The sequence below is a fragment of the Kitasatospora sp. NPDC088548 genome (assembly GCF_044753005.1).
In the GTDB taxonomy this organism is placed as follows: domain Bacteria; phylum Actinomycetota; class Actinomycetes; order Streptomycetales; family Streptomycetaceae; genus Kitasatospora.
On the sequence record NZ_JBIVMI010000038.1, the window covers coordinates 31310 to 57168 of the forward strand.

Here is a 25859-nt window from a genome sequence, read left to right on the forward strand (position 1 = left end):
ACCGGATAGGCTTTGGGCCGAGCTGCCGCGACCCGGTCTGCGCCCGACCGGCGCCAGGGGACGCGGAGCGACCTTCTGACAACAGCAGACGCGGCCGAGGAGTCCACCCGGATGAGCACCACCCACACCGACCGGCTGCGCGCGTTGCTGGAGCCGCTGGCCGCTCAGTCGGGCCTGGACCTGGAGGACGTCAAGGTCACCCAGACGGGCAGCCGCCGCCAGGTGCAGATCGACGTGGACGCCGACGGCGGCGTGGACCTGGACGCCATCGCCGAGTTCAGCCGCGTGGTCGGCGAGGCCCTGGACGAGTCCGACGTGATGGGCTCCGGCGCGTATGTGCTGGAGGTCGGTTCGCCGGGCGCGGAGCGTCCGCTCACCGAGCCCCGCCACTGGCGCCGGGCCGAGGGCCGGCTGGCCAGGATCCACCTGTCCGACGGCGGCGAGATCGTCGCCCGGGTGCTGGAGGCGGACGAGGACGGCGCGCTGGTCGAGGTCCAGCCGGTGAAGGGCCGGGGCCGGGCCAAGGAGCGCCGTCTGGAGTACGCCGAGGTGGCGCGGGCCCGCGTCCAGGTGGAGTTCAACCGCAAGGACGAGCAGCTCCTCGACGAGGCCGAGGACTTCGCGGACGCCTCGGCGGACGACGACGCCCCCGAGGAGGGGGACGACGGTGCGGAGTGACGACCTGCGCACCGACCGCACCATGTACGTGACGAAAGACGAGGAGGCGTAGCCGTGGACATCGACATGAGCGCCCTGCGCACGCTGGTTAACGAGAAGAACATCCCCTTCGACCTGCTGGTCGAGTCCATCGAGTCCGCCCTCCTCACCGCGTACCACCGCACCGAGGGCTCGCGCCGCCGCGCCCGGGTCGAGCTGGACCGCAAGTCGGGCCATGTCACCGTGTGGGCGACCGAGGACCCGGCCGAGCTGGAGGAGGGCGTCGAGCCGAAGGAGTTCGACGACACCCCGAGCGGCTTCGGCCGGATCGCGTCCAGCATCGGCATCCAGGTGATGATGCAGCGTCTGCGCGACGCCGCCGACGACCAGACGTTCGGCGAGTACGCGGGCAAGGAGGGCGACATCGTCACCGGTGTCGTCCAGCAGGGCAACGACCCGAAGAACGTGCTGGTGGACATCGGCAAGCTGGAGGCCATCCTGCCGCCGCAGGAGCAGGTCCCGGGCGAGGACTACCGGCACGGCACCCGTCTGAAGTGCTACGTGGTGGCGGTGCGGCGCGGTGTCCGCGGCGCCTCGGTGACGCTCTCGCGCACCCACCCCAGCCTGGTGAAGAAGCTGTTCGCGCTGGAGGTCCCGGAGATCGCGGACGGCAGCGTGGAGATCGCGGCGATCGCCCGTGAGGCCGGTCACCGCACCAAGATCGCGGTCTGGTCGCGCCGGGCCGGGCTGAACGCCAAGGGCGCCTGCATCGGCCCGATGGGCAGCCGGGTGCGCGCGGTGATGGGCGAGCTGCACGGCGAGAAGATCGACATCGTGGACTGGTCGGAGGACCCGCGGGAGATGGTCGCCGCCGCGCTGTCCCCCGCACGGGTGACCAGTGTGGAGATCGTCGACTTCGCCCAGCGCTCCGCACGGGTGATCGTGCCGGACTACCAGCTGTCGCTGGCGATCGGCAAGGAGGGGCAGAACGCCCGCCTGGCCGCCCGCCTCACCGGCTGGCGGATCGACATCCGCCCGGACACCGAGGGGCAGCCGGAGAACGGCGGCCGGGAATCCTCGGACCAGTAGTCAGCGTCGTCACAGGCCCCCCGCCGGTCCTTCCCGGATCGGCGGGGCGGCGCCATGTCCCTTCGGAGGGGTAGACTTGCCTTCGTCTGGCCGGACGCATGTCCGAGCACGCCCGGAACGCACCTGCGTGGGCTGCCGCAAGCGAGCGGCCAAGCACCAGCTGTTGCGTGTCACGGCGGTTGAGGGCGTCTGCGTCCCCGACCCCCGTGGCGCACTGCCGGGCCGGGGCGCGTACCTGCACCCCGAACCGGCCTGCCTCGACCTCGCGGTCCGCCGTCGGGCGTTCCCCCGGGCCTTCCGGCTCCAGGGCACGCTCGACACGGAGCGGCTCCGCGAGTACATCGAGGAGCGGGCAGGCGACACCCCGGGGCCCTGAGTCCACTCAGGCCCGCCCGGTGGGCACCTTCCGCTACGGCCGCCGCTCTGCGGCGGAGAACCACCGCAACAAGCACAGCGCTCGGGCAGCCGCGCGCCGTGCCACCAGTCAGGTACCTCGCGATGTGGAAGTAGGTCGAGATTGCGATGAGCACTCGATGAGTACGCGATGAGTACGCGATGGGTACGCCCATGAAGTAGCGACGGTCCGGCGGACGAGACACCCCGGACTCATAGACAGGAGTGAAGTGGCTAAGGTCCGGGTTTACGAACTCGCCAAGGAGCTTGGCTTGGAGAGCAAGGCCGTCATGGCCAAGCTCACCGAGCTCGGCGAGTTTGTCCGTTCGGCGTCCTCGACGATCGAGGCGCCGGTCGTACGCAAGTTGACTGACGCGCTGGGAGTGGCCCCCACCGGTGGCGGTTCCGCTGCCAAGCCGGGCCCGCGCAAGCCCGCGGCGCCCCAGCCCGCCGGTGGCTCCGCCGCCGGCGCGGCCGCACCCAAGCCGGGTGCCCCGACCCCGGGTCCGCGCCCTGCCGCGACCCCGGGCCCCCGTCCCACCCCGGCCGCCGCGGCTCCCGCCGCCCCGGCCGCGCCCGCCGCGACCCCGCGTCCCGCCGCGGCGCCGACCCCGGGCCCGCGCCCGGCGGCTCGCCCCGCCGCTGCCGCGCCCGCGGCCCCGGCTGCTCCGGCGGCCGAGTTCTCCTCGCCGGCTCCGGCCGGCGACGCCCCCGCCGCGCGTCCGGCCGCCCAGGCCCCGCGTCCGGCGGCCGGTCCTGCCGCCGGTGGCGCCCGTCCGGGCCCGCGTCCGGCCGGTCCGCGTCCGGGCAACAACCCGTTCACCTCGGGCAGTGCCACCGGTATGGCCCGCCCCGGCGAGCGTCGTCAGGGTGCGCCCGGTGCCCGCCCGGGTGCCCCGGGTGCGCAGGGCGGCGACCGTCCGGCGCGTCCGGGTGGCGACCGTCCGCGTCCGGCCGGTGCCCCCGGCGCGCAGGGTGGCGACCGTCCGCGTCCGGGCGGTGACCGTCCGCGTCCGGCCGGTGCCCCCGGTGCCGGTGCCCCCCGTCCGGGTGGCGACCGTCCGCGTCCGGCCGGTGCCCCCGGCGCCGGTGCCCCCCGTCCCGGTGGTGCCCCGCGTCCCGACGGCATGCCCCGTCCGGCCGGTCCGCGCCCCGGTGGCCCGACCCCGTCCGGCATGCCGCGCCCGAACCCGGGCATGATGCCGCAGCGTCCGGCTCCGGGCCCGCGTCCCGGCCCCGGCGGCCGTGGTCCGGGTGGCCCCGGCGGCCGTCCGGGTGCTCCGGGCGGTGCCCGTCCCGGCTTCGCCGGCCGTCCGGCCGGTCCGGGCTCGCGTCCGGCCGGTGGCGGCTTCGGCGGCCCGCGTCCCGGTGGCGGTGCCCCGGGTGGCGGCGGTGGCTTCGGCCCGCGTCCGGGTGGCTTCAGTGGCCGTCCCGGCGGCCCGGGTGCCCGTGGTGGCACGCAGGGCGCCTTCGGTCGTGGCCCGGGCGGTCGCCCGGCTCGCGGTCGCAAGTCGAAGCGGGCGAAGCGCCAGGAGTACGAGGCCATGCAGGCCCCGTCCGTCGGCGGTGTGATGCTGCCCCGCGGCAACGGCCAGACCGTTCGCCTGTCGAGCGGCGCCTCGCTGATGGACTTCGCGGAGAAGATTAACGCCAACCCGGCCGCGCTCGTCTCGGTGATGTTCAACCTCGGTGAGATGGTCACCGCGACCCAGTCGGTCTCCGACGCGACCCTCGAGCTGCTGGCCGGCGAGATGGGCTTCATCCTGGAGATCGTCAGCCGGGACGACGAGGACCGCGAGCTGCTGGAGTCGTTCGACATCGACTTCGGTGCCGACGAGGGCGACGAGGACCAGCTGGCCCCGCGCCCGCCGGTCGTCACCGTCATGGGTCACGTCGACCACGGTAAGACCCGCCTGCTGGACGCCATCCGCAAGTCCAACGTGGTGGCCGGCGAGGCCGGTGGCATCACCCAGCACATCGGTGCCTACCAGGTCGCGACCGTCGTCAACGGCGAAGAGCGTCCGATCACCTTCCTCGACACCCCGGGTCACGAGGCGTTCTCCGCCATGCGTGCCCGTGGTGCCAAGTCCACCGACATCGCGATCCTGGTGGTCGCGGCCAACGACGGTGTCATGCCGCAGACGGTCGAGGCGCTGAACCACGCCAAGGCCGCGGGTGTGCCGATCGTGGTCGCCGTCAACAAGATCGACGTCGAGGGCGCGGACCCGACCAAGGTCCGCGGTCAGCTGACCGAGTTCGGTCTGGTGGCCGAGGAGTACGGCGGCGACACCATGTTCGTCGACATCTCCGCGCGCCAGGGTCTGAACATCGACCAGCTGCTGGAGGCGGTCGTGCTGACCGCCGATGCCTCGCTCGACCTGCGGGCCAACCCGGACCAGGACGCGCAGGGTATTGCGATCGAAGCCCACCTCGACAAGGGCCGCGGCGCCATGGCGACCGTGCTCGTGCAGCGCGGTACCCTCCGCGTCGGTGACTCGATCGTGGTCGGCGACGCCTACGGCCGCGTCCGCGCGATGCTCGACGAGAACGGCAACAACCTCGCCGAGGCGGGCCCGTCCCGTCCGGTGCTGCTGCTCGGTCTGACCTCGGTGCCCCGCGCCGGCGACAGCTTCATCGTCGTCGACGAGGACCGCACCGCCCGTCAGATCGCCGAGAAGCGCTCGGCCCGCGACCGCAACGCCGCCTTCGCGCAGCGTCGGGTCCGGGTGTCCCTGGAGGACCTGGACAAGGCCATCGCCGCCGGCTCCATCGAGCAGCTCAACCTCATCATCAAGGGTGACGTCTCCGGTTCGGTCGAGGCCCTCGAGGACGCCCTCGTCAAGCTGGACGTGGGCGAGGAGGTCGAACTCCGGGTCCTGCACCGCGGTGTGGGTGCCATCACCGAGTCCGACGTGGACCTGGCGATGGGCTCGGACGCCATCATCATCGGCTTCAACGTGCGCGCCGAAGGCCGTGCGCGTACCGCGGCCGACAAGGAAGGCGTGGACGTCCGGTACTACTCGGTCATCTACCAGGCGATCGAGGAGATCGAGTCGGCCCTCAAGGGCAAGCTCAAGCCCGAGTACGAGGAGGTGCGCCTCGGCTCCGCGGAGATCCGCGAGGTGTTCCGCTCCTCCAAGTTCGGCAACATCGCCGGTGTCCTGGTCCGCGAGGGCCTGCTGCGCCGCAACGCCAAGGCCCGCCTCATCCGCGACGGCAAGGTCGTGGCGGAGAGCCTCACCATCGAGGGTCTGCGCCGCTTCAAGGACGACGCGACCGAGGTCCGCGAGGGCTTCGAGGCCGGTGTGACCCTGGGGTCGTTCAACGACATCAAGGTCGACGACGTCATCGAGACGTACGAGATGCGCGAGAAGCCGCGCGCGTAGGCGAGTGGCTGCCGGGGCCGGTCGACGGGTGGTATTTCCGTCGACCGGCCCCGGTCTCGCTGTGTAGGGTCCGGGGTAGTCAGATGTAGCAGTATCAGCCCGGTTCAGGGCTGCCCCCGAGGCCTCCAGGTCGGCGAGACCTGTCATACATGTTCGTGGGAACACTCACCTTCGACCTGCTGCTGGGCGACGTCCACTCGCTCAAGGAGAAGCGTTCGATCGTGCGGCCCATCGTGGCCGAACTGCAGCGCAAGTACAGCGTGTGCGCTGCCGAGACCGGGAACCAGGATCTGCACCGCCGGGCCGAGATCGGTCTGGCGGTGGTGTCCGGCGACGCCGGATACGTCACCGAGATCCTGGACAGCTGTGAGCGGTTGGTCGCCGGCCGCCCCGAAGTCCAGTTGCTCTCCGCCAGGAGGCGCTACCACGGCGACGACGATGACTGAGATCTGTGCGCGGCGGCGGAAGTCGCCGTTCTCACACAGATCAGGACCGAGAGCGCCCACAAGGCTGGGCGCGGGCCGGTACTTTGGGGCGTGGGCCCCGACGGGTGCGCAGCTCACCCGGGTACCGGGCCCACTGCACGAGGAGGCAACGTGACCGACACCGCAAGGGCGCGCAAGCTCGCCGACCGCATCCAGGTGGTCGTCGCCCAGACCCTGGAACGGCGGATCAAGGACCCCCGGCTGGGGTTCGTGACCATCACTGACACCCGGGTGACCGGCGATCTGCGCGAGGCCACCGTCTTCTACACGGTCTACGGCGACGACACCGAGCGCGAGGCCACGGCCGCCGCGCTGGAGAGCGCCAAGGGCGTGCTCCGCTCCGAGGTCGGCAAGCAGACCGGGGTGCGTTTCACCCCGTCGCTGACCTTCGTCGCGGACGCCCTGCCGGAGAACGCCCGGAACATCGACGACCTGCTCGACCGGGCCCGGGCCATCGACGCCGCGGTGCGCACCACCGCGGCGGGCGCGACCTACGCCGGCGGCGCGGACCCGTACAAGGTCCCGGCGTCCGAGCGTGACGACGAGGACGAGTAGTCATGGCGGGTGAGCCGGCGCAGGCCGGTTCGGCGGCAGGAGCGGCAACCACGGGGGCGTCATCCACCAGCACGGTGGAGGGTGCCCTCGCGGTGCTTCCGGGGCCGCGCTCCGAGACGCCCGGGTTCGAGCTGGTCTGGCAGCAGGTGGTCGCCGAGATCCGGCGGGCCCGCTCGATCGACCTGATCTGCCACATCTGCCCGGACGGTGACGCGCTCGGCTCGGCCCTGGCGGCCGCCCTGGCGCTGCGCGGGCTCGGTCACGAGGTGCGGGTGTCGTTCGGCGACGACCCGCAGATCGTGCCGGAGTCGCTGGCCTTCCTGCCCGGCCAGGAGCTGATCGTGCCGGCCTCCGAGGTGCCCGACACCCCGGAGCTGGTGCTCTGCTTCGACGTCGCCGCGGAGAGCCGGCTCGGGCTGCTGCACGGCAAGGCCTTCGCCGCGCCCGTGCTGGTGGTGATCGACCACCACGCCTCGAACCCCGGCTTCGGTACCCATCAGCTGATCGACCCGTCCGCGCCGGCCACCGCCGTCCTGGTGGACGAACTGCTGGGCAGGCTCGGCGTCGAGCTCGACCACGACCTCGCCACCTGCCTCTACACCGGCGTCGCCACCGACACCGGCTCCTTCAAGTACCGGGCCACCACGCCCGCCACCCATGAATTCGCCGCCCGGCTGCTGGCCACCGGGATCCGGCACGACCTGATCTCCCGGCAGCTGTGGGACACCTCCTCCTTCGGCTACCTCAAGGTGCTCGCCGGCGCGCTCGACCGGGCCGTCTACGAGCCCGACGCGGCCGACGGCCTGGGCCTGGTGTGGACCTGGGTGCCGTACCAGGACCTGGTGCTCTTCAGCGTCACCGTCGAGGAGATCGAGGGCCTGATCGACATCCTGCGACGCCCGGCCGAGGCCGAGGTGGCGCTGGTGCTCAAGCAGGACCCGGACGGCACGCTGCGCGGCTCCTCGCGTTCCAAGGGCGCGGTGGACGTCGCCGCCGCCTGCGCGGCGCTCGGCGGCGGCGGGCACACCTACGCGGCCGGGTTCACCGCCCGGGAGGACGTGGCCGCCGTGGTCGAGCGGTTCCGGGGCGCGCTGCGGCCCGTCCGCTGACCACTTCCAGCAGAGCTTTCCTCCAGTAGAGCCTTCACAGAAAAGAACAGATGAAGCGCAAGGGAACCGGCCCCGACGGCCTGGTCATCGTGGACAAGCCGGAGGGCATCACCTCGCACGGGGTGGTCGCCAAACTGCGGTGGCTGGCCGGCACCCGCAAGGTCGGCCACGCCGGCACGCTGGACCCGATGGCCACCGGCGTGCTGGTCATCGGGGTCGAGCGGGCCACCCGGCTGCTCGGCCATCTGATGCTCACCGCCAAGACGTACGAGGCGACCATCAGGCTCGGCCAGACCACCGTCACCGACGACCGGGAGGGCGAGGTCACCGCGTCCGTCCCGGCCGACGGTGTGACCGGGGAGGCCGTCGACGCCGGGATCGCCGCGCTCACCGGCGAGATCATGCAGGTGCCGTCCAAGGTCAGCGCGATCAAGATCGACGGCAGGCGTTCGTACGCGCGGGTGCGCGAGGGCGAGGAGTTCGAGCTGGCGGCCCGGCCGACCACGATCCACTCCTTCACCGTGCACGAGCGGCGGGCGGCCGTCGCCGAGGACGGTACGCCGGTGGTCGACCTGGACGTCACCGTCGAGTGCTCCTCCGGCACCTACATCCGGGCGCTGGCCCGCGATCTCGGCGCCGGGCTCGGCGTCGGCGGTCACCTCACCGCGCTGCGGCGCACCAGGGTCGGCCCGTACGGGGTGGAGTCGGCGCGGACCCTGGAGCAGTTGGAGGAAGGGGTGACCGGCGGTACGGGGCTGGAGGTGCTGCCGATCGGCGCGGCCGCGGCGGCCGCCTTCCCGCGCTGGGACCTCGACGCCGAGCAGGCCGAGCTGCTCTCCCACGGTGCCCGGCTGAAGGCCCCCGGGCTGGGGGTGGACGGACCGGTCGCGGTGTTCGGGCCGGACGACCGCTTCCTGGCCCTGGTGGAGGAGAAGGGCGGGCAGGCGAAGCCGCTCGCCGTCTTCGTGGGCTGACCCGGCGGGGCCGCGCAGCAGGCGGATTCGCGTCCAAGTTCACTCGCACGGGGGAGCGCGCGAGGTGAACGCCGGTGGTGAACGGCGCAGGCGCGGTCGGGCCGCGCCTGCGGCGGGCAGGCTCCCCGGCGGCGAGCAGGTCGCCGTGACGCGTCCGCCCCCGGGCCGCCCGGCCCTGCGGGGAGGGCTGCGCGCATGCCGGGATTCCTGGACGGCGACGAGGTGGCGGACGATCCGGGGCGGTACCTGCTGCGGATCCGCGACCTCGGCGGACGGCTGCACGGGCTGGGGTTCGTCGTCGACCCGCAGGGCACCGTCCTGACCGCGCACGAGAGTGTCGCGGGCCTCGACCGGGTCGTCCTGCACACCCCCGGCGGCCAGACCCGCGTCCTCGGCCCGGAGAGCGTCCTGCCGCTGCCCGGGCACGGGCTCGCCCTGCTGCGCACCGACGCCGTCGGCGGGCTGCCGGTACCGCCACTGCCGGTCGCGGCGGCGGGCGGCGGGCCCGAACCGGTGGTGCCCGGGCTGACCGGGGACGACACGGTGGTGGCCCTGCGCTGCGACGCCCTGGGGGTCACCGCCGCCGGCTACGCCCGGCCGGGCGGCTTCCACCTGCTCGGCGGGGTACTGCTGCTCGATGTGCCGGCCGCCGACGGCGTGCTGGTGCCGGCCGGGGCGCCGGTGCTGGACGCCCGCAGCGGCGCGGTGGTCGGCCTCGCCGCGCCCGCCCTGCGCGGCCCCGGCCGGGCCGGGGCGCTGCCGGCCGTACCCACGACCGGCGGGCCGGGGGAGCCCGCGCCGGAACTGCTGGCGGCGCTGGCCCGGAACGCGGTCGGCGTCCCGGCGTACGGCACCGCGCTCAACCTCGCCGGGGTGCTGCGGCTGACCGCCGCCCGGCTGGCGGCCGCCGGCGCCGGCCCGGGCCGGGTGGCCGCCCTCGCCGCCGACCGGGTGGACCGTCCGGACGGCCTGGCCGGGGAGGAGCCGTCGGCGACGGTCACCGCCCTGGTCGGCCCGGCCGGCAGCGGCCGCACCACCGAACTCGCCGCGCTCGCCGTCCGCCGCGCCGACGGCGCCCACCCGCTGCCCACGCTCTGGCTGCGCGGCGCCGACCTGCGGGCCGAGGACGCCTCACTCGCCGACGCGGTGGAGCGCGCACTGGCTCTGGCGGCGGCGGAGCTGGGCACCCCGCCGCCGGGACCGGCCGCCGTGGCGGAGCTCTGCACGGCGGCGGGGCGGCCGCTGCTGGTGGTTCTGGACGGTCCCGAGGAGGCCCCGGCCCCGCTCGGCGCCCCCTGGCTGCGGGCAGCGGGGGAGTGGCTGACGGCCTGCGGCGCGCGGTTGCTGACGGCCTGCGGGGAGGAGGCCTGGGAACGGCTTGCGGCGGTCCCGGCAGGCGTCCAAGTGCCGGATTCCTCGGGCGGGTTGGCGGCCACCCCGGCCGTCCACCCGCTGGGCCCGCTGCCCGCCGAGGCGGCCGACCGGGTGCGGCGGCGGTACGGGGTGCCGCCCGGCCTGCTCTCCCCGGGGGACGCCCGGCACCCGCTGGCCGTCCGGCTGGCCGGGGAGCTGTGGGCGGAGGGCCTGCGCGGCCAGCCGGTGCGCCGGGGCGAGCTGTTCGCGGCCCACCTCGACCTGCGCTGCCTGCGGGTGGCCCAGCGGCTCGCCGAGGACGGTGGCCTCCGCCGCCCGGGCGCCCACCGGCGGGGCAGCGCCCGGCCGCCCGGCCCCGGGCACGGCCGGGTGCGGCGGCTGGCGGCGGCGGTGGCCGGCCGGGTGCACGAGGCGTCCCGGCGGATGCTCGGCGCGGAGCAGGGCGGCCTCGGCCGGGCGGCGTTCGAGGAACTGTTCCCGACCACCGGCGGCTGGGCGACGGCGGTGCTGGCGGAGGGCCTGTTCGTGCCCGCCGGTCCCGGCTACCGGCTCGCGCACGGCGAACTGTCCGACTGGCTGCAGGGCCTGCACCTGGACCTGGACGCGGCGCTGCGGCTGCTGCTGGGCGAGGCCGAGGACACCCGGCCGCCGGGCGGCGGCCCGGGCGTCCCCCGGCACCGGATCGGCCCGGTGGTGGCCGCGCTCCGGCGACCGGCCGAGACCTGGGGCGCGCCCGCCCTCGACCCCTGGCTGCACCGGCTCTGGCGGGCCCTGGACCTCCGGCCGCCCGGCAGCGAACCCGGCTGGTGGGCGGGCCGGTTGCTGGCAGCCGGGCTGGCGGCCAGCCCGGACATCACCGAACACCGCGCCCTGCTTGCCCAGTTGGCCGGACGGATCGCCGAACACGCCGCCGCCGCAGGCGGGTTCGAACGGCTGCCGGAGGACGGCCTGGGCCGGTTCGGCCCGGCGTTCTGGACCGGCCTCGGGCTGCCCGCCGGCCTCGAACTGGAGCTGCTGCGCCGGCTGGTCACCGCGGACGGACCCGGGCAGCCGTTCCTGGCCGTGGTGACCGCCCGGCTGCGCACCGACCCGGCCGCCGTGATCCCGCACCTGTGCGGCTGGTTCGACGACCCGCACGGCCTGCCCGCCCGCCCCGGTACCACCCTCGCCGACCTCGCCCACGACCTGCTGTACGCCCACCGCAGCCTCGCGCTGGACGATCTGACGGAGGCCCTTGCCGACGCCGCGCACCCGAGGGCGGACGCGCTGCTCACCGTCCTCGCCGCCGAGGAGCCCTCCGCGCTCTGCCGGGCGGTGGACCGCTGGAGCCACGACCGGCGCCCGGCCCGCCACGTCGCCGCCGCCGTGCACGCCCTGCGCGCCGCCCCGCACGCGCACGGCGCCGCGGAGCGGCTGCTGCGGTTCACCGCGCTGACGCTGCTCGCCCGCGAGGAGGAGCCCGGCCTGCACGGCGCCGCGCTCGCTCTGCTGGTCCGGGACGGCGGAACCAGGGCCGCCCACCTCCCGGCGGCCCTGGCCCGCTACCGGAGCGGCGGTGACCCCTTTCTCACCGCACGGGCGCTGGCACCGGCGCTGGAGAGCGACCCGGACGCCGTCCTCGCCGCCCTCGCGGACCGGCTGCCCGAGCCCGGCGCGGCGGTCGCCGAAACCCTGCGGGTGCTGGCCGACGCCCGCTCGCCGCTGGCCGTCCGGCGGGGCGCCGAGCTGGCCGCCCGGCTGCTGAGGGAGCGTCCGGCCCTGGCCGGGCCGATCGCGGTGGACTACCTGGGCCGCCGGCTGGAGCGCGGCGCCGCCGGGCCGGTCGCCCGGCTGGAGCTGCGGGTGCTGCTCGGCAGCGCGCTGGCGGCTCCGGCGGCGGCCGTCCGCCGGCCGTTCGCGGAGGTGCTGTCGGCCCCCGTCGCCGAGGCCGGCGCGGACGCCCTGCGGTGCGAACTGCTGGACACCCTGCTGGTCACCGAGGGCGACCCGGTGGTGCTGACCGCCGTCGTGGAGCGGCTGGCCGAGCACTGCGCGGCCGAGCGCCCGGAGCGGGCCCGGGCGGTGCTGGTCCGGGCGGCGGCCGCACTGCCGGCGGCGGACGACCTGCTGGTGCGCTGCGCCGGCCGCTCGGCGGCCTTCGCACTGCTGCTGGCGCGGTGGCCGGACGGCGCCCCGGCCGCGCCCGGCGGGCCCCGGACGGCCAGGACGCGGGGCCTGGTGGCGGCCGGCCGTGACCCGCGGTACGCCGCCGCCGAGGCCGAACGCACAACCGCCCAGCGGTCCGGACAGCCGCCGGTACGCCCAACCCGCATTCCGGTGCCGAACCAGGGGCAGGCGCATGGCACGCTATAGGGGTTCGGGTTTTGAGCGTTTGAGCGTACAGAAGGTACGCGCCGTACGGATCAAGGAGCGGTCAGGGTGCAGCGCTGGCGTGGCCTGGAGGAGATCCCCGCCGACTGGGGGCGCAGCGTCGTCACCATCGGCTCGTTCGACGGTGTGCACCGCGGGCACCAGCTGATCATCAACCGGGCGGTCGGGCGCGCCCGTGAGCTCGGGGTCCGCTCGGTCGTGGTCACCTTCGACCCGCACCCGAGCGAGGTCGTCCGCCCGGGCAGCCACCCGGCGCTGCTCGCCCCGCAGCCGCGCCGGGCCGAGCTGATCGAGGAGCTCGGGGTGGACGCCGTCCTGGTGCTGCCGTTCACCGCCGAGTTCTCGCAGGAGGCCCCGGAGACCTTCGTCCAGCAGGTGCTGGTGGACGCGCTGCACGCGCGCGGTGTCATCGAGGGACCGAACTTCCGTTTCGGGCACCGGGCGGCCGGCGACGTGGCGCTCCTCGCCGAGCTGGGCCGGGCGGCCGGCTTCGACGTCGAGGTCGTCGACCTCCAGGTGCGCGGCACGGCCGGGGACGGCGAGCCGTTCTCGTCCACGCTGACCCGGCGGCTGGTCGCGGCCGGCGACATGGCCGGCGCGGGTGAGGTGCTGGGCCGCCCGCACCGGGTCGAGGGCGTGGTGGTGCGCGGCGCGCAGCGCGGCCGCGAGCTGGGCTACCCGACGGCCAATGTGGAGACGGTGCCGCACAGCGCCGTCCCGGCCGACGGCGTCTACGCGGGCTGGCTGACGGCCGACGGGGAGCGGATGCCCGCCGCGATCTCGGTGGGTACCAACCCGACCTTCGACGGCACCGCCCGCACCGTCGAGGCCTACGCCATCGACCGGGTCGGCCTGGACCTGTACGGGCTGCACGTGGCCGTCGACTTCCTCGCCTATCTGCGCGGGATGGAGAAGTTCGACTCCATCGAGGCGCTGCTGGACCGGATGGCCGACGACGTCAAGCAGGCCCGCGAGCTGACCGACGGGCTCTGACCGACGCGCTTCGGGCGCGGCCCGTCGTACGGGCGCGCAAGAGGGCCCGCCGACCGTTCCGTACGGTCGGCGGGCCCTCGTGCGTCACTGCTGCGGCTGCTGGGGCGGCGGCGGGTAGCCGTATCCGGCGGGCGGTGCGGGCGGCGGGGGCTGCCGGTCGTCGGGCCTGGGCCCCTCCGGTCCGGCGGCGGGCCAGGCGGGCGGGTAGCCGTAGCCGACGGGCGGCGGCGGGGGCTGCTGCTGCCAGCCCGGCTGGGGCGGCTGTGCGCCCGGTGCGCCCGGCTGCGGGTAGCCGTAACCGGGCGGGGGCGGCGGGGCCCACGGCGCGCCGGGCGCGGGCGCGCCGCCCTGGTGGCCGCCGGGAGCCTGCTGGTACGGCGGCGGGGCCTGCTGCGGGTAGGGCTGCTGCTGCGGGTCCGGGTAGGGCTGGGCCTGGCCCGGGTAGGGCGCGGTGCCCTGCTGGGCCTGCTGCTGCCAGCCGGCCTGCTGCTGGGCGGCGGCCTGGTGGGCGCGGATGATGTCCTCGCCGACGAGGGTGGCCAGGTCGAAGTAGGCCTCGCGGACCTTGGGCCGCATCATGTCGAGGTTGACCTCGGCGCCGGCCGCCAGGCTCTCGTCGAACGGGACCACGACCACGCCCCGGCACCGGGTCTGGAAGTGCGCGACGATGTCCTCGACCTTGATCATCTTGCTGGTCTCGCGCACCCCGGACACCACCGTGATGCTGCGCTGCACCAGGTCGGCGTAGCCGTGGGCGGAGAGCCAGTCCAGGGTGGTCGAGGCGCTGGAGGCGCCGTCCACGCTCGGCGTCGAGACGATGATCAGCTGGTCGGCCAGGTCCAGCACCCCGCGCATCGCGCTGTAGAGCAGGCCGGTGCCGGAGTCGGTCAGGATGATCGGGTACTGGCGGCCCAGGACGTCGATGACCTGCCGGTAGTCCGAGTCGTTGAAGGTCGTCGAGACGGCCGGGTCGACGTCGTTCGCCAGGATCTCCAGGCCCGAGTTCAGGTCCTGCGAGGTGAACTGACGGATGTCCATGTAACTGCGCAGGTGCGGGATGGCCGTCACCAGGTCGCGGATGGTCGCGCCGGTCTGGCGCTTGACCCGGCGGCCGAGGGTGCCGGCGTCCGGGTTGGCGTCGATCGCGATCACCTTGTCCTGGCGCTCGCTGGCCAGGGTCGCGCCCAGCGCGGTGGTGGTCGTGGTCTTGCCGACGCCGCCCTTGAGGCTGATCACGGCGATCCGGTAGCAGCTCAGCACCGGGGTGCGGATGATCTCCAGCTTGCGGTTGCGCTCGGCCGCGGCGGCCTTGCCGCCGAACTGGAAGCGCGGCTGCTGGCGTTGCTGCTTCGGCTGGCTGCGCAGCAGGCGGTCCGAGGACAGCTCGACGGCGGCGGTGTAGCCGAGCGGCGCGCCGTGCGCGACCTGCTGCGGGGCGGCGGACTGCTGGAACGCGGCGGGCGCCTGCGGGACGCCGGACTGCTGCTGCCACGGCTGGCCCGGGCCCGGCGGCTGGGCCTGCTGGTGCGGGAGCGGCTGCTGGTACGCGGCCGGCTGCGGCCAGCCGCCCTGGCGCGGGTCGACCGGGGCGGCCTGCGGGCCGGGAGCCTGGGGCGCCCGCGGGGCCGCGGCCTGCGGGGTGGCCCAGGCCGGGGCCTGCTGGTCCTGGGGGTGCGGCTGCGGCGGCTGGGCCTGCTGCGGGTAGGCCTGCTGCGGGTACGGCTGCGGGGCGTACGGGTCGGCGTACGGCTGCGCCTGCTGCGGGGCCGGGGGCTGCGCGACGGGCGGTTGGGCGACGGGCGGCTGGGCCGGGCCCGGCTGCTGGTACGCCGCGGGGTCCGTCGGCGGCCAGGGCTGGGCCGGGGCCTGCGGGTGCTCCGGAGCGGGCGCCGGGGCCGGCGCGGGAGCCGTCGGCGTGGCGAACGGGACCTGCTGCGCCTCGACCTGAGGCGCGGGCGCGGGGGCAGGGGCCGGGACCGCCTCCGGCACGGGCACCGGTGCGGGAGCCGGAGCCGGAACAGCGGCGGCCGGCGGCGCGGCGGGACCGTCCGCCGGGAGGGCGAACTGCGCGGCCGGCCCGGCCGGTACCGGGGCGGCGGCAGGCGCCGGAGCCGGTGCGGGCACGGGATCCGGGACGGGCGCCGGCGCGGGCACCGCCACCGGCGCGGACGCGGCCTGACCGCCCCCCGCCGCCGGAGCGCCGGCCCCGCCCGGCGGCCCGGGCGCCGGCCCCGGCGCCGTCGGGGCACCGCTCGCGGGCTCGGCCGCCGGAGCCGCCGCGGACTCCGTCTGCACGTACCAGGACGGGGGAGTGTAGTCAGGCGTGTCGGACCAGTCGTCGTCGTCCTCCGCCGCGTTGTCGCCGACGTAGACGCCGTCCCGATCGCTGCTCACCTAGGGCTCCCTCGTGTTCGCCGCCGCTCTTTCGCGGTGCCGTTGCCGCATCAAAGACTAGGCCGTGAGCCACCTTCCGATGAAGGCGGAGTCTCATCCGGTCCGGGCCCGCGACCCCGGCGCGCGGCCTCAGTCCATCCGCCGCGGAGCGCCCAGGACCTGCTGCTCGGCCGGCCCGGGGACGGTCCGCACATACTGACGGCGCATCCGGGTCGCCCAGAGCGTCAGGTCCTCGCCGAGGCCGGGCAGCGCGGTGACGTCCTGCGGGTCGAGCGAGAGCACCCGGCCGATCAGCTCGGCCTCCTGCGGGGAGACCCGCTGCACCCCGACCAGGTCGGCGGAGTTGAGCACCCGGCCCGCGTTGGGCCCCAGGTACGGCAGCAGGGTCAGGGTGGTCTGCCAGGGCGCGGCGGAGAGCCGGCTGCGCGGCGGCCGGGCGCCGAGGTCGCGCACCACCAGCACCGGGGAGGCCACCGAGGCGCCCTGCGGGCCGAGGCGGCCGACCTGGTGGACCGTCACACACGGCTGCCCGCCGCCGGCGGCCTGCGCCATCGGGCCCCACAGCTGCGCGCGGCCGGTCTCGACGGCGACCCGGGCGCCGGTGGCGGCCGCCCGCAACGCGATGACCTGCGCCGTCCAGATCCCGCCGACCAGGACCAGGTCGTACGCGGTGGGCCGGAACAGGCCGAGGACGGCGGGCTGCCCCTGCGGGTCCTCGCCGATCACCACCCCGTCGTCACCGACCGGGAAGGAGAGCGCACCGAGGTCCCCGGCGGTCAGGACGTGCTTCTCCCGGCGCGGGCCGCGCAGCCCGAAGCCGGGCAGGACGCGGGGCCGGACCGGGTGCTGTTCGGCGCCGGGCTGCGGACCGGGGACGGGATAGGTCTGGTACGCCATCAGGAGGTCCCTCCCAGGGGCAGGGTGGCGAGCAGGCCGGGGGCCTGCTCCAGGTCGAGCCGGGACAGGCCGAGGCCGACGCCCTGCGCGCGCGCCTCCACCAGCCGCCCGACCTGGACCACCTCGCTCTCGCTGCGCCCGGTCAGCCGGACGTGCCCGCTGATCGTCACCGAGCCGCCGGTGCCGTGCCCGGCGGTCAGGCTGAAGGTGCTGGCCAGCGCGGGGGTGCCGGTGACCAGGTTGACCAGGTCGGGGGCGGCGATCCGCCCGGGGGCGCCGCCCGGCCGGCTGAGCTGCGGCCACCGGGAGATCCAGTAGGTGCTGTGCCAGCGGTCGTCGATCCGCCAGAACCGGTTGCCCTCCTGGGTCCGGCGGCCGCTGCCGCCGCCGCTCGCCGTGCCCTGTCGTCCGGCCACGGCGAGCGGGTTGGCGCAGGTGGAGATGGAGAGTGCGGCGATCAGCTCGCGTTCGTCCAGCACGGTCGCGTGGAAACCGGCGCTGTTGAGCCGGCCGGCCAGCTGGTCGGTGACCCGCTGGAGGGCCTTGCGGGCGCCCTCCTCGCCACCGCCCCGGGCCCGGACGGCGGTGGCGGCCCGCTCGGGGTCGAGCTTGAGCGCCACCCAGGTCAGCCGCAGTCCGGGGGTGGTGGTGCCGGCCGGGAGCTCCTGGTAGGCGCGGGTGGCCAGCGACTGTTCGGGCAGGTGCGGCGCGGGCGCCGGCTGGGTGTGCTGGACCAGTTGGACCGACTCCAGCGTGATGTCGTCCACCCGCAGGGCCGAGCAGATCACGTCCAGCGGCAGCGGCAGCGCGGTCCGCACCGGGCGCAGCGGCTGGTCCTTGGCCTGGACGAGCAGCACCGAGCTGAGGAAGGTGCCGTCGCCGACCATGCCGGTCTCGCGGCGCACCGGGCGGCCGCCGAGGTCGGTCTCGGTGGCGTGGGTGCAGGTGCGCAGCGCGGGTTCCAGCTCCAGCGCCGGGGCGAGGGCCGGGTCGGTGCCGGCCGGGAGCGTGCTGGTGCGGGCCTGCTTCCGACGGGCCTTCAGGGCGGCGCGCACCCGCAGCGCCTCGGGGATGGTGCGGCCGCGCAGCGGGACGACGGCGAGCACGACCAGCGCCAGCGCGACCGCGCCGAAGGCGCCGGCGACCGGCCTGCTGATCGTCCATCCGACCGCCACGAGCGCCACCGCGACCTCGACCAGCACGAGTTGCTGGAGCCTCAGCCGCCCGCCGAGCAGCCCGGGCCTGGGGTGGACCCGTACCGGGACGGGGGCGCCGGGGCCGTCGGCGGGCGCGGGCGCGGTGGCCGGGCCCGGCTCGCGCTGCGCCCGGTGGCCGGGGCGGCGCGCCCCCCTGCCCGGTGCCGTGCTGCGGCCTCCTGGAGCGGTCTGGCTTGGCATCCCCCGAGTGGCCCTCTCTGATCAGTTGTCGCGGCCCGGCTGGCCGGTTCGCGAACCGTACCCGTACCGTACTCACCGTCTGCTGCCGCATCGTAGAGGGTTCGAGGGTGCTCTCGCCCGGCGGGTGCGGACCACGGGGTATGTCGGTCAGACAGGGGAGACGACGAGCATGGCATCGCGCCGCGACGAGCTGAACGCCTACACCTTCGCGCGCAAGCGCACGGTCGGGGCCTTCCTGCTGCCCGGGGGCGGCGGAAGTGACGAGGACGCGCCGCGTCCGGTCAAGGCGATCCTGCCGAGCGTCGTCGTGGCGGCCCTGGTGGTCGGCGGGTTCGGGGTCTGGGGGGTCTTCAAGCCGAGTGCGCCGGTGAACTGGGACGACGGCAAGAACGTCGTCCAGGGCAAGAGTTCGACCACCCGGTACGTGGTGCTGACCGATCCGGACGGCCGGACCAAGCGGCTCCACCAGGTGCTCAACATGTCCTCGGCGCGGCTGGTGCTGCCGGTGGACGCGAAGGTGGTGGTGGTCGCCGACGAGGTCCTCGACAAGTACCCCAACCACGGTCCGACGATCGGCATCCCGTACGCGCCGGACAAGTTGCCCACCAAGGACAACGCGAGCAGGCCGATGAAGTGGTCGGTCTGCGACCGCCCCGGCTCGGACGACAAGCAGGAGACCGTCAACCAGGCGGTGTTCGTGGCGGCCGGTGCCGAGGCCGCGGCGCTGGAGGCCAAGGACCGGATCCTGGACACCGACCAGGCGCTGCTGGTGCAGCAGAAGGACGAGCAGCAGGTGGCCGCGCAGCCGGGCCCGGGTGAGCCGCCGCTCAAGCAGAGCACCCTGAACATCTACCTGGTGGACGCGCAGGGCCGTAAGCACGCCATCGGTGGCACCCAGACGGAGGACAAGGAGAAGAGGTCGCTGATAACGGCGATCTTCGGACCCAACGCGGAGCCGCAGCGGGTGAAGCGGGAGTGGCTGGACACCCTGGCGACCGGCAGCGCGATCCAGTTCCCGCAGGTAGAGGGGGTGGCCGCGGAGCCGCAGGCGCCCAACTCCTCGGTGGCGCTGGAGAACCAGGCGGACCGCAAGGTCGGTCGGCTGGTGCGTTACGGCGACCGCAACTACGTCGTCGGAAAGACCCAGTTGTTCCTGGTCACGCCGTTCGAGGCGCAGTTGATCCGTCAGAACCCGGCGTACCAGGGCCTCTACAAGTTCGACCAGGACAAGCAGCCGCGGATCGACGAGCTCACCCCGGCCGACCACGCGACGTACGGCAACGGCACCAGGCTGAAGAACCCGGGCGAGGACTGGCCGCTCAGGACGGGCGCGCCGGCCAACAACTGGCAGGCGCCCGCCGGGGCGCGCAAGGTCGTCTGCAGCACCTTCGACGGGGTCGCCGAGGACGGCAAGACGCCCCGGCGCAGCGTCTGGGCGGGGCAGGATTACCCGGCGCAGTACAGCAACGGCGCCGGGTCGGCCCATGTGACGCCCGGTCACGGCCTGTTCTACCGCGCGCTGGACAACGGGACCGGCGGCTCCGGCAGCGACTTCCTGATCACCGAGACCGGCCTGCGCTACTCGGTCCCCGCCAACGGCGACGGCGGCAAGGCCGGGACGGCCGCGCAGCCCGGCCAGAGCGGCACGCCCAAGGCGCCGTCGACGGCGCCCAGTACGCCGGCCGCGGCACCGCAGCAGCCGCAGCCGCAGGAGGAGGCCGGCGGCAACCAGGCCCGGCTCGGCTACCAGGGCGTGCAGCCCGTGCCGGTCCCCCGGGAGTGGTCGAACCTGGTGCCGGCCGGACCGGCGCTCAACGCCAGGAACGCGGCGCAGCAGCAGAACGCCTGACCCGCCCTGCCCGGCAGGGGAATTGGCGGACCCGGTCCGGTGTCATGGTCCGGTAACCGCCGTCCGGCCGGGGTTGGGTGAGCTGCGTGTGCCGACTACAGTGCTGCTGGGCATCACACGGGTGATGCGACGGGCGGGCCGGGAAGGCCCCCCGGACACAATGTCTGTCTCATGGGGGACGGTAGAGCATGGGTCAGTTCAAGACGACCGCTCAGGAGATGCTGGCGTTCGCCAAGCACATGGATCAGGTCATCGGCCAGATCGAGGGCGAGATCCGCGCGTTGGACCAGCTGGTGACCAACATCACCGGCGGGTGGCAGGGCCAGGCGGCCACCGCCTACAAGGGCCTCCAGGCGCAGTTCAACGAGGACGCGGTCGAGCTCAACAAGTCACTGCGGGCGATCAAGAGCGCGATCGAGCTGACGACCAAGCAGTACTCGGCCACCGACGCGGACCAGCAGGCCCAGTTCAGTGCCGGCAAGGTCTGATTCCTCGCTCTGACCGGCCATCCGTCGGAGCGCCCCGGTCGATGACGGGGTGCTCCGGATCCTCGACAAGGAGACATCGTGTCCGACTCGCACATTCTCGTTAACTTCGAAACCGTCAAGCAGGCCGGCGCCGACGTGCGCGCCACCGCGAAGCGGATCGAGAGCCAGCTGGAGGAGCTGAAGAGCGGCGTCAACAAGATCGCCTCCAGCTGGGAGGGCGCGGCCCAGCAGGGCTACCAGGCCCACCAGGCGAAGTGGGACCAGCGCGCCACGCACCTGCAGCAGGTCCTGACCCAGATCGCCGGCTCGCTGGACAAGGCCGCGGACAGCTACAACGCCACCGAGCGGAGCAACGCCGGCCTCTGGGGCTGACGAGGGTCCTGCCCCGGCCGGGGCGGTGAGCGACTCCGCCGCGAGGGGCGGGTGCCCGGCATCCGGGCACCCGCCCCTGGCACGCGATCACGGGTGGACGACATGAGGGGTGGCAGGGTGTCCGGAGTCAGATACCGGAAGGCGGCCGCGACGCTGGCCGCGCTCACGGTGCTGGGCGGTCCGCTGGCCGCCCCGGCGTCCGCCGACGCACCCCAGCCCGGTCTGGCCGCCGCCGGCGACTGCCCCAACCCCGCGCCCAATGTGCAGGTCGTGCCGTGGGCGCTGCAGCGCGTGGTGCTCGACGAGGTCTGGCAGGGCGGGCAGACCACGGGCGCGGGCGTCACCGTCGCGGTGATCGACACCGGGGTGGACGACCAGAACCCGCAGCTGGCCGGCAAGGTCGTCGACGGGGGTTCGCTGCTGAAGGACAAGGAGAAGGGCACCGTCCTCGGCACCGGCAGGGAGGACCCGGTCGGCCACGGCACCAAGGTGGCCGGCATCGTCGCCGCCGCCCGCAGCGACCGGACCGGCTTCGTCGGGCTGGCCCCCGGCGCGACCATCCTGTCGATCCGTCAGAACGACAGCGAGGGCAGCGGCGACGTCTCCACCCTCGTCGAGGCGATCTACAAGGCGCTGCAGGCCGGTGCCAGGGTCATCAACATCTCGCAGGACGTGCGCGGCGCCGGCGGCACGGCCTTCGCCGGCTATCCGGAGCTGAAGGCCGCCATCGACGCCGCCGAGGCGAAGGAGGCCGTGGTCGTCGCCTCGACCGGCAACGACGGCAAGGAGGGCGACACCTATCCCGGGGCCTTCCCGACCGTGCTCGCCGTCGGCGCCTCCGACCGCAACAACGAGCGCGCGGGCTTCTCGCAGTACGGCGAGTTCGTGAAGGTCGCCGCGCCCGGTGTCGACATGCTCTCGACCGTCCCCAAGGGCGGCCAGTGCGTCGACAACGGCACCAGCTTCGCCGCCCCGTACGTGTCCGGGCTCGCCGCGCTGCTGATCGGCGCCCACCCGAAGTGGAAGGCCCGGCAGGTCCGCGCCTGGATCGAGCAGACCGCGCAGCGCACCGAGCACGGCCCGAACCGCTTCATCGGCTGGGGCGTGGTGGACCCGCTGAAGGCCGTCACCAAGGCGCCCGAGGTGGCACCGGAGAAGGCTTCCGAGGACACCCCCGTCGAGCTGGCCGCCGCCCCGATCGTGCCGCGGCCGGTCGGCCTCGGCGAGACCCAGGCCGACCGCGACGGCCGCACCGCGACCTATGTACTGGCCGTCGGAGGCCTGCTCGTCGCGCTGCTCATCGGCGGTGGCGTGGTGCTCAGGGACCGCCGTCGGAGCCCCGGGGACTGACCCGGGAGCCGTTCGAAAACCCATCCGGATCCGTCTGTAACATCCGGCCCCGCTCACCGCATCCAAAAGATGTCAGTGACAGTCGGCGGGGGGACAGGACGGATGCGGCGGATCGGCGCCACACGGCAGGCCAAGGACGCGGAGTTCCTGGAACTCGTGTCGGGCCGGACCGGTCATCTGTACCGCTCGGCCTGCCTGCTGACCAGCGGAGACACCCACCACGCGGAGGACCTCGTCCAGGAGGCCCTCGGCCGGATGTATGTCCTCTGGCGCCGCAGCGCGTGGACCGGCGGACGGGACCGGATCGTCAATCCCGGGGCGTACGCCCACACCGTGATGGTGCGCACCTTTCTCGCCCAGCAGCGCCGCCGCTCCAGCACCGAGCGCCCCACCGGTGACCTCCCCGAACCGGAGGTGCGCGAGGCGGACAGCACGCTGCGGCTGACGCTGCTCGGCGCGCTCGCCCGGCTGCCGGCCAAGGACCGGGCGGTGCTGGTGCTGCGCTACTGGGAGGACCGCAGCGTCGAGGAGACCGCCGAGGTGCTGCGGTGCTCCTCCGGCGCGGTGCGCACCCGTACCTCCCGCGCGCTGTCCCGGCTGCGCGGCCTGCTCGGCGACTCGTTCGCGGAGCTGGCCGCCCGCTGAGCCGACCGGGCCCGTTGAGTCCGTAGATCCCGCTGAGCCCGCTGAGTGCCCGAGCTCCGCCACCGACCGACCCCGTGACCGAAAGAAGCGGTGATCACCCATGTCCGAGCAGGACAGATTCGAAGACGACGTCGTCTACGCCCTCACCCGTACCGGTGAAGGCTTCCGCACCGAGCAGGCCCCGCTGGTCTCCGGCGGCCTGGACCGTGGCCGCCGCCGCTGGCGCCGCCGCTCGGCCGCCGCGGTGGTGAGCGGTACGGCCGCCCTGGCCGTGGTGGCCACCGGCGCGGTGTACCTCTCCGGCTCCGCCGGGAACTCCCCGGCCGGCACGGTGCTCACCGCGGCCGCCGAGCCGGCGGCCGGCAGCGGCACCGGGACCGGAGGCGGTACGGGCTCCGCCTCCCCGACGCCGTCCGGCTCCGCGACCGCCGAACCGCCGGTGATCACCGGGGACGAGGTGCTGGCCACCTTCAAGGCGCTGCTGCCGAAGGGGACGGTGTCCAACGGTTCCGGGCGGGGTACCGACGACAGCAGCGGACCGGGCAACGGCACCTTCGCGGCCGCGGACCTGGTTTTCGACGACGGTCAGGGCAAGTCCTTGATCTCGGTCGCGATTCAGAAGCACCGCAAGGGCCAGTCGCAGCCGCGCACCTGCCCGGCCGACCTCAAGACCGCCCGGCTCGACTCCTGCGCCGTCACCGTCCTGCCGGACGGTTCCCGGCTGCTGCTCAGCCAGGGCTACGAGTACCCCGATCACCGGGCCGACACCAAGCAGTGGCTGGCGCAGCTGGCCGGGCCGGACGGCCGGGAGATCCTGGTGAGCGAGTGGAACTCGCCGCAGGAGAAGGGGGCGCCGGACAGCCGCCGCAATCCGCCGCTCGGCCTCGACCAGCTGAAGTCCGTGGCCACTGACAAGTCCTGGGACCGGATCGTCGCGGCGGTCCAGTACGACGGGGTCGACACCGAGCCGCTGGACACGGGCCTCTCGCTGGAGGACCGCGAGGCCGTCTTCGCCGGGCTGCTGCCCGCCGGGGCGCGCGTGACCGCCCGCGACGGCAGCCAGATCTACGCCACCTTCCAGGTGAGCAGCGGGACCACGACCGGCCCGGTGATCCTGAAGGTCGAGAACTGGTCGAAGCAGGCCGGCGACACGCAGCTGGGGGAGCTGTTCAAGGACGCGACCACGCTGCCCGACGGGACGAAGGTGGTCGAGTACGGCCCTGGTTCCGCCAAGGCGGGCTCGGCCCAGCCGATGGTGGACACCCTCCACCCGGGCGGCCTGCGGGTCATGGTCACCCTCGGTTCCGGCCCCGCCAAGGGCGGTCGGACCGCGGGCGTACTGACCCTCGACCAGCTCAGGGCGATCGCCACCAGTGCGCAGTGGAAGCTCAGGAAGTGACCACGCCGTAGGAGACGGCAGTGCCCCGGGCCAGGGGGAGCCCGGGGCACTGCCGTGTGGGGGAGGGGTGGGGTCTCAGGCCTGCTGCTCGTCCTCGGGGAGGCTGATCACCCAGTGGCTGTCCTGCCGGGGGCGCAGGTAGAACAGCCAGTAGAGGGTGGCGGCGGCGGTGATGCCGCCGGTCCACAGCAGGGGTTCGGTGTCCAGCTGGGTGATGATGTAGACCAGCAGCGCGATCAGCACCACCGGGACGGCCGGCCACAGCGGCATCCGCCAGGCGGCGGCGTGCTTGTGGTGGGCGCGGCGGGAGAGCAGCGCGGCGATCGCGACCAGCAGGTACATCCCGGTGACGGCGACGCCGGTGATGTTGCTGAGCAGCTCGCCCGGGACGAAGCAGAGGGCGGCGCCGGGGAGGCCGACGGCGAGGGTGGCGACCCACGGGGAGCCGAACCGGCCCAGGGTGCCGAAGGCCTTGTTGACCGGCTCGGGCCAGGCCTTGTCACGGGCGGAGGCGAACAGCACCCGGGAGTTCTGGATCACCATGACGATGCCGGCGTTGATGATGGCCAGCGCCACGCAGAGGCTGATGAAGGTGCCGACGGCGGAGTTGCTCCAGGCCGTGACCATGCCGGAGATGTCACCGGAGCTGAGGGTGGCCAGGTCGGGGGCGCCCATGGTGATGGCGGCGACCGGGATCAGGAGGACGGCGGCGGAGATGCCGAGCGTCCACAGCACCGTGCGGGAGACGTTGCGGCGCGGGTTCTCCAGCTCCTCGGAGAGGTAGACCGCGGTGGAGAAGCCCTGGGTGATGAAGAGCGCGATGCCGAGTGCGCCGATGATGGCGCCGATGCTCACCGTGGTGGTGGCGCCGCCCTCGCCGGCGACCACGCCGTGCAGCAGGCTGGGCGCGTCGCCGTTGGCGTGGGCGAAGCCGAGCACCGAGACGACACCGGCGGCGATGACCTCCAGGACCAGGAAGATGCCGGTGATCCAGGCGTTGGCCCGCAGGTCCAGCAGACCGGCCAGGGTGGCGGCCAGCATCACCGCGGCGCCCGCGATCGCCTTGTCGACGTGCAGCACCGGGGCGAGGTAGTCGGCCGTGCCCAGGGCGATCACCGAGGGGACGATCATCACCACGATCAGCGAGAGCACGAAGACCAGCCAGCCGGCCAGTCGCCCGGCCAGGGTGCCGACCATCGCGTACTCGCCGCCGGCGCTGGGGATCAGGGTGCCGAGCTCGGAGTAGCAGAAGGCGACGGCGATACAGAGCACCGAGCCGATCGCGATGGCCAGGGCGGTGGCGCTGCCGATGCTGGAGAACAGCTCCGGGACGATCACGAAGAGCGTGGAGGCCGGGGTGACACAGGACAGCGTGAGCAGGGTGCCGCCCACGACGCCGATCGAGCGCTTGAGCTTCTGGGGGGAGGCGGTTGCGCCCTCGGTCGCCGCAGCGGGGGCTACGGCGAGTGGTGGGCGAAGCGTGTCGGTCATGTGGCTTCCGATCGGCTCTGTGCGGTCCTGGAGAGGGAGCGGTATCGCCTCCGCCGGCTGGCTGCTCTGGGTCCTGGTTCTGAACGCTCCCTGGCCGCCATGGAACCTTGGCCGTATTGATTGCGTCAATGGCGGAATTGCTTCGGAATCCGTTGCGGCAAGCGGCATAAACATGCGATCTGATGATCACTC

At 74.3% G+C, this 25859-nt stretch carries 20 protein-coding genes; 16 read left to right on the forward strand and 4 right to left on the reverse strand.

Annotation, left to right across the window (positions count from 1 at the left end; all coding sequences use genetic code 11):
* Window positions 1–111: 111 nt before the first annotated feature.
* The 10 genes from rimP to ACIP82_RS34090 all read left to right on the forward strand — a co-directional run bounded on the left by rimP (window position 112) and on the right by ACIP82_RS34090 (window position 13385).
* On the forward strand, window positions 112–678 hold the full coding sequence (gene rimP, locus ACIP82_RS34045) for a ribosome maturation factor RimP (protein WP_400659088.1): 567 nt from the start codon (window positions 112–114) through the stop codon (window positions 676–678).
* A 54-nt stretch (window positions 679–732) separates the two neighbouring features.
* Window positions 733–1746 (forward strand): transcription termination factor NusA, encoded by a 1014-nt coding sequence (nusA, locus tag ACIP82_RS34050; protein ID WP_363611178.1) that lies wholly within the window; start codon window positions 733–735, stop codon window positions 1744–1746.
* Between the two features lie 127 nt (window positions 1747–1873).
* Window positions 1874–2122 carry a YlxR family protein gene (locus tag ACIP82_RS34055; protein ID WP_400659091.1) on the forward strand — a complete coding sequence of 83 codons (249 nt, stop codon included), beginning with the start codon at window positions 1874–1876 and terminating at the stop codon, window positions 2120–2122.
* Between the two features lie 247 nt (window positions 2123–2369).
* Window positions 2370–5525 (forward strand): translation initiation factor IF-2, encoded by a 3156-nt coding sequence (gene infB, locus ACIP82_RS34060; protein WP_400659093.1) that lies wholly within the window; start codon window positions 2370–2372, stop codon window positions 5523–5525.
* 149 nt (window positions 5526–5674) lie between these two features.
* Entirely contained in the window at window positions 5675–5971 is a 297-nt protein-coding gene (locus tag ACIP82_RS34065) for a DUF503 domain-containing protein (RefSeq protein ID WP_363611184.1), read from the forward strand.
* A gap of 150 nt (window positions 5972–6121) precedes the next feature.
* A complete protein-coding gene (gene rbfA / locus ACIP82_RS34070) occupies window positions 6122–6565 on the forward strand; it encodes a 30S ribosome-binding factor RbfA (protein WP_363611186.1) in 444 nt (147 codons plus the stop codon).
* A 2-nt stretch (window positions 6566–6567) separates the two neighbouring features.
* Entirely contained in the window at window positions 6568–7674 is a 1107-nt protein-coding gene (locus ACIP82_RS34075; RefSeq protein WP_400659096.1) for a bifunctional oligoribonuclease/PAP phosphatase NrnA, read from the forward strand.
* 50 nt (window positions 7675–7724) lie between these two features.
* Window positions 7725–8648: a tRNA pseudouridine(55) synthase TruB gene (gene truB / locus ACIP82_RS34080; protein WP_363611190.1), complete on the forward strand. Its 924-nt coding sequence runs from the start codon at window positions 7725–7727 to the stop codon at window positions 8646–8648.
* Window positions 8649–8843: 195 nt separating this feature from the next.
* Entirely contained in the window at window positions 8844–12374 is a 3531-nt protein-coding gene (locus ACIP82_RS34085; RefSeq protein ID WP_400659098.1) for a serine protease, read from the forward strand.
* 66 nt (window positions 12375–12440) lie between these two features.
* Entirely contained in the window at window positions 12441–13385 is a 945-nt protein-coding gene (locus tag ACIP82_RS34090; protein WP_363611194.1) for a bifunctional riboflavin kinase/FAD synthetase, read from the forward strand.
* 84 nt (window positions 13386–13469) lie between these two features.
* Here the strand turns inward: ACIP82_RS34090 and ACIP82_RS34095 are convergent, their stop codons facing one another.
* The 3 genes from ACIP82_RS34095 to eccE all read right to left on the reverse strand — a co-directional run bounded on the left by ACIP82_RS34095 (window position 13470) and on the right by eccE (window position 18073).
* Window positions 13470–15779, reverse strand: coding sequence for an AAA family ATPase (locus ACIP82_RS34095; protein ID WP_400659101.1), 2310 nt, complete (start codon window positions 15777–15779; stop codon window positions 13470–13472).
* Between the two features lie 129 nt (window positions 15780–15908).
* The gene (locus ACIP82_RS34100; protein ID WP_400659103.1) at window positions 15909–16676 is read right to left on the reverse strand and encodes a hypothetical protein; all 768 of its coding nucleotides are present in this window, start codon (window positions 16674–16676) and stop codon (window positions 15909–15911) included.
* On the reverse strand, window positions 16676–18073 hold the full coding sequence (eccE, locus tag ACIP82_RS34105) for a type VII secretion protein EccE (protein WP_400659105.1): 1398 nt from the start codon (window positions 18071–18073) through the stop codon (window positions 16676–16678). Before eccE ends, ACIP82_RS34100 begins: the two co-directional genes overlap by 1 nt.
* Before the next feature lie 169 nt (window positions 18074–18242).
* Between eccE and ACIP82_RS34110 the strand changes: the two genes are divergently transcribed.
* From ACIP82_RS34110 to ACIP82_RS34135, 6 genes are all read left to right on the forward strand, one after another.
* Complete coding sequence (locus ACIP82_RS34110; protein ID WP_400659107.1) at window positions 18243–19922, forward strand: type VII secretion protein EccB; 1680 nt, start codon at window positions 18243–18245, stop codon at window positions 19920–19922.
* Between the two features lie 188 nt (window positions 19923–20110).
* Window positions 20111–20410, forward strand: a complete 300-nt coding sequence (locus ACIP82_RS34115; RefSeq protein WP_363611204.1) for a WXG100 family type VII secretion target — start codon at window positions 20111–20113, stop codon at window positions 20408–20410.
* Window positions 20411–20488: 78 nt separating this feature from the next.
* Window positions 20489–20782: a WXG100 family type VII secretion target gene (locus ACIP82_RS34120; protein WP_363611207.1), complete on the forward strand. Its 294-nt coding sequence runs from the start codon at window positions 20489–20491 to the stop codon at window positions 20780–20782.
* A gap of 117 nt (window positions 20783–20899) precedes the next feature.
* Window positions 20900–22132, forward strand: coding sequence for a type VII secretion-associated serine protease mycosin (gene mycP / locus ACIP82_RS34125; RefSeq protein ID WP_400659110.1), 1233 nt, complete (start codon window positions 20900–20902; stop codon window positions 22130–22132).
* A gap of 69 nt (window positions 22133–22201) precedes the next feature.
* Window positions 22202–22777 (forward strand): SigE family RNA polymerase sigma factor, encoded by a 576-nt coding sequence (locus ACIP82_RS34130; protein ID WP_363611211.1) that lies wholly within the window; start codon window positions 22202–22204, stop codon window positions 22775–22777.
* Window positions 22778–22877: 100 nt separating this feature from the next.
* Window positions 22878–24176 (forward strand): hypothetical protein, encoded by a 1299-nt coding sequence (locus ACIP82_RS34135; RefSeq protein WP_400659113.1) that lies wholly within the window; start codon window positions 22878–22880, stop codon window positions 24174–24176.
* A gap of 75 nt (window positions 24177–24251) precedes the next feature.
* Here ACIP82_RS34135 and ACIP82_RS34140 read toward each other — a convergent pair whose 3' ends face one another.
* Window positions 24252–25667 carry an APC family permease gene (locus ACIP82_RS34140; protein ID WP_363611215.1) on the reverse strand — a complete coding sequence of 472 codons (1416 nt, stop codon included), beginning with the start codon at window positions 25665–25667 and terminating at the stop codon, window positions 24252–24254.
* Window positions 25668–25859 lie beyond the last annotated feature (192 nt).

What these genes read in the sequence shown, in the direction of transcription:
- eccE (WP_400659105.1), bottom strand. Translation starts at nt 18,073, where the DNA reads ATGCCAAGCCAGACCGCTCCAGGAGGCCGCAGCACGGCACCGGGCAGG.
- rimP (WP_400659088.1), top strand. Translation starts at nt 112, where the DNA reads ATGAGCACCACCCACACCGACCGGCTGCGCGCGTTGCTGGAGCCGCTG.
- ACIP82_RS34115 (WP_363611204.1), top strand. Translation starts at nt 20,111, where the DNA reads ATGGGTCAGTTCAAGACGACCGCTCAGGAGATGCTGGCGTTCGCCAAG.
- ACIP82_RS34075 (WP_400659096.1), top strand. Translation starts at nt 6,568, where the DNA reads ATGGCGGGTGAGCCGGCGCAGGCCGGTTCGGCGGCAGGAGCGGCAACC.
- ACIP82_RS34110 (WP_400659107.1), top strand. Translation starts at nt 18,243, where the DNA reads ATGGCATCGCGCCGCGACGAGCTGAACGCCTACACCTTCGCGCGCAAG.
- ACIP82_RS34100 (WP_400659103.1), bottom strand. Translation starts at nt 16,676, where the DNA reads ATGGCGTACCAGACCTATCCCGTCCCCGGTCCGCAGCCCGGCGCCGAA.
- ACIP82_RS34085 (WP_400659098.1), top strand. Translation starts at nt 8,844, where the DNA reads ATGCCGGGATTCCTGGACGGCGACGAGGTGGCGGACGATCCGGGGCGG.
- ACIP82_RS34130 (WP_363611211.1), top strand. Translation starts at nt 22,202, where the DNA reads ATGTCAGTGACAGTCGGCGGGGGGACAGGACGGATGCGGCGGATCGGC.
- ACIP82_RS34065 (WP_363611184.1), top strand. Translation starts at nt 5,675, where the DNA reads ATGTTCGTGGGAACACTCACCTTCGACCTGCTGCTGGGCGACGTCCAC.
- truB (WP_363611190.1), top strand. Translation starts at nt 7,725, where the DNA reads ATGAAGCGCAAGGGAACCGGCCCCGACGGCCTGGTCATCGTGGACAAG.
- ACIP82_RS34140 (WP_363611215.1), bottom strand. Translation starts at nt 25,667, where the DNA reads ATGACCGACACGCTTCGCCCACCACTCGCCGTAGCCCCCGCTGCGGCG.
- ACIP82_RS34135 (WP_400659113.1), top strand. Translation starts at nt 22,878, where the DNA reads ATGTCCGAGCAGGACAGATTCGAAGACGACGTCGTCTACGCCCTCACC.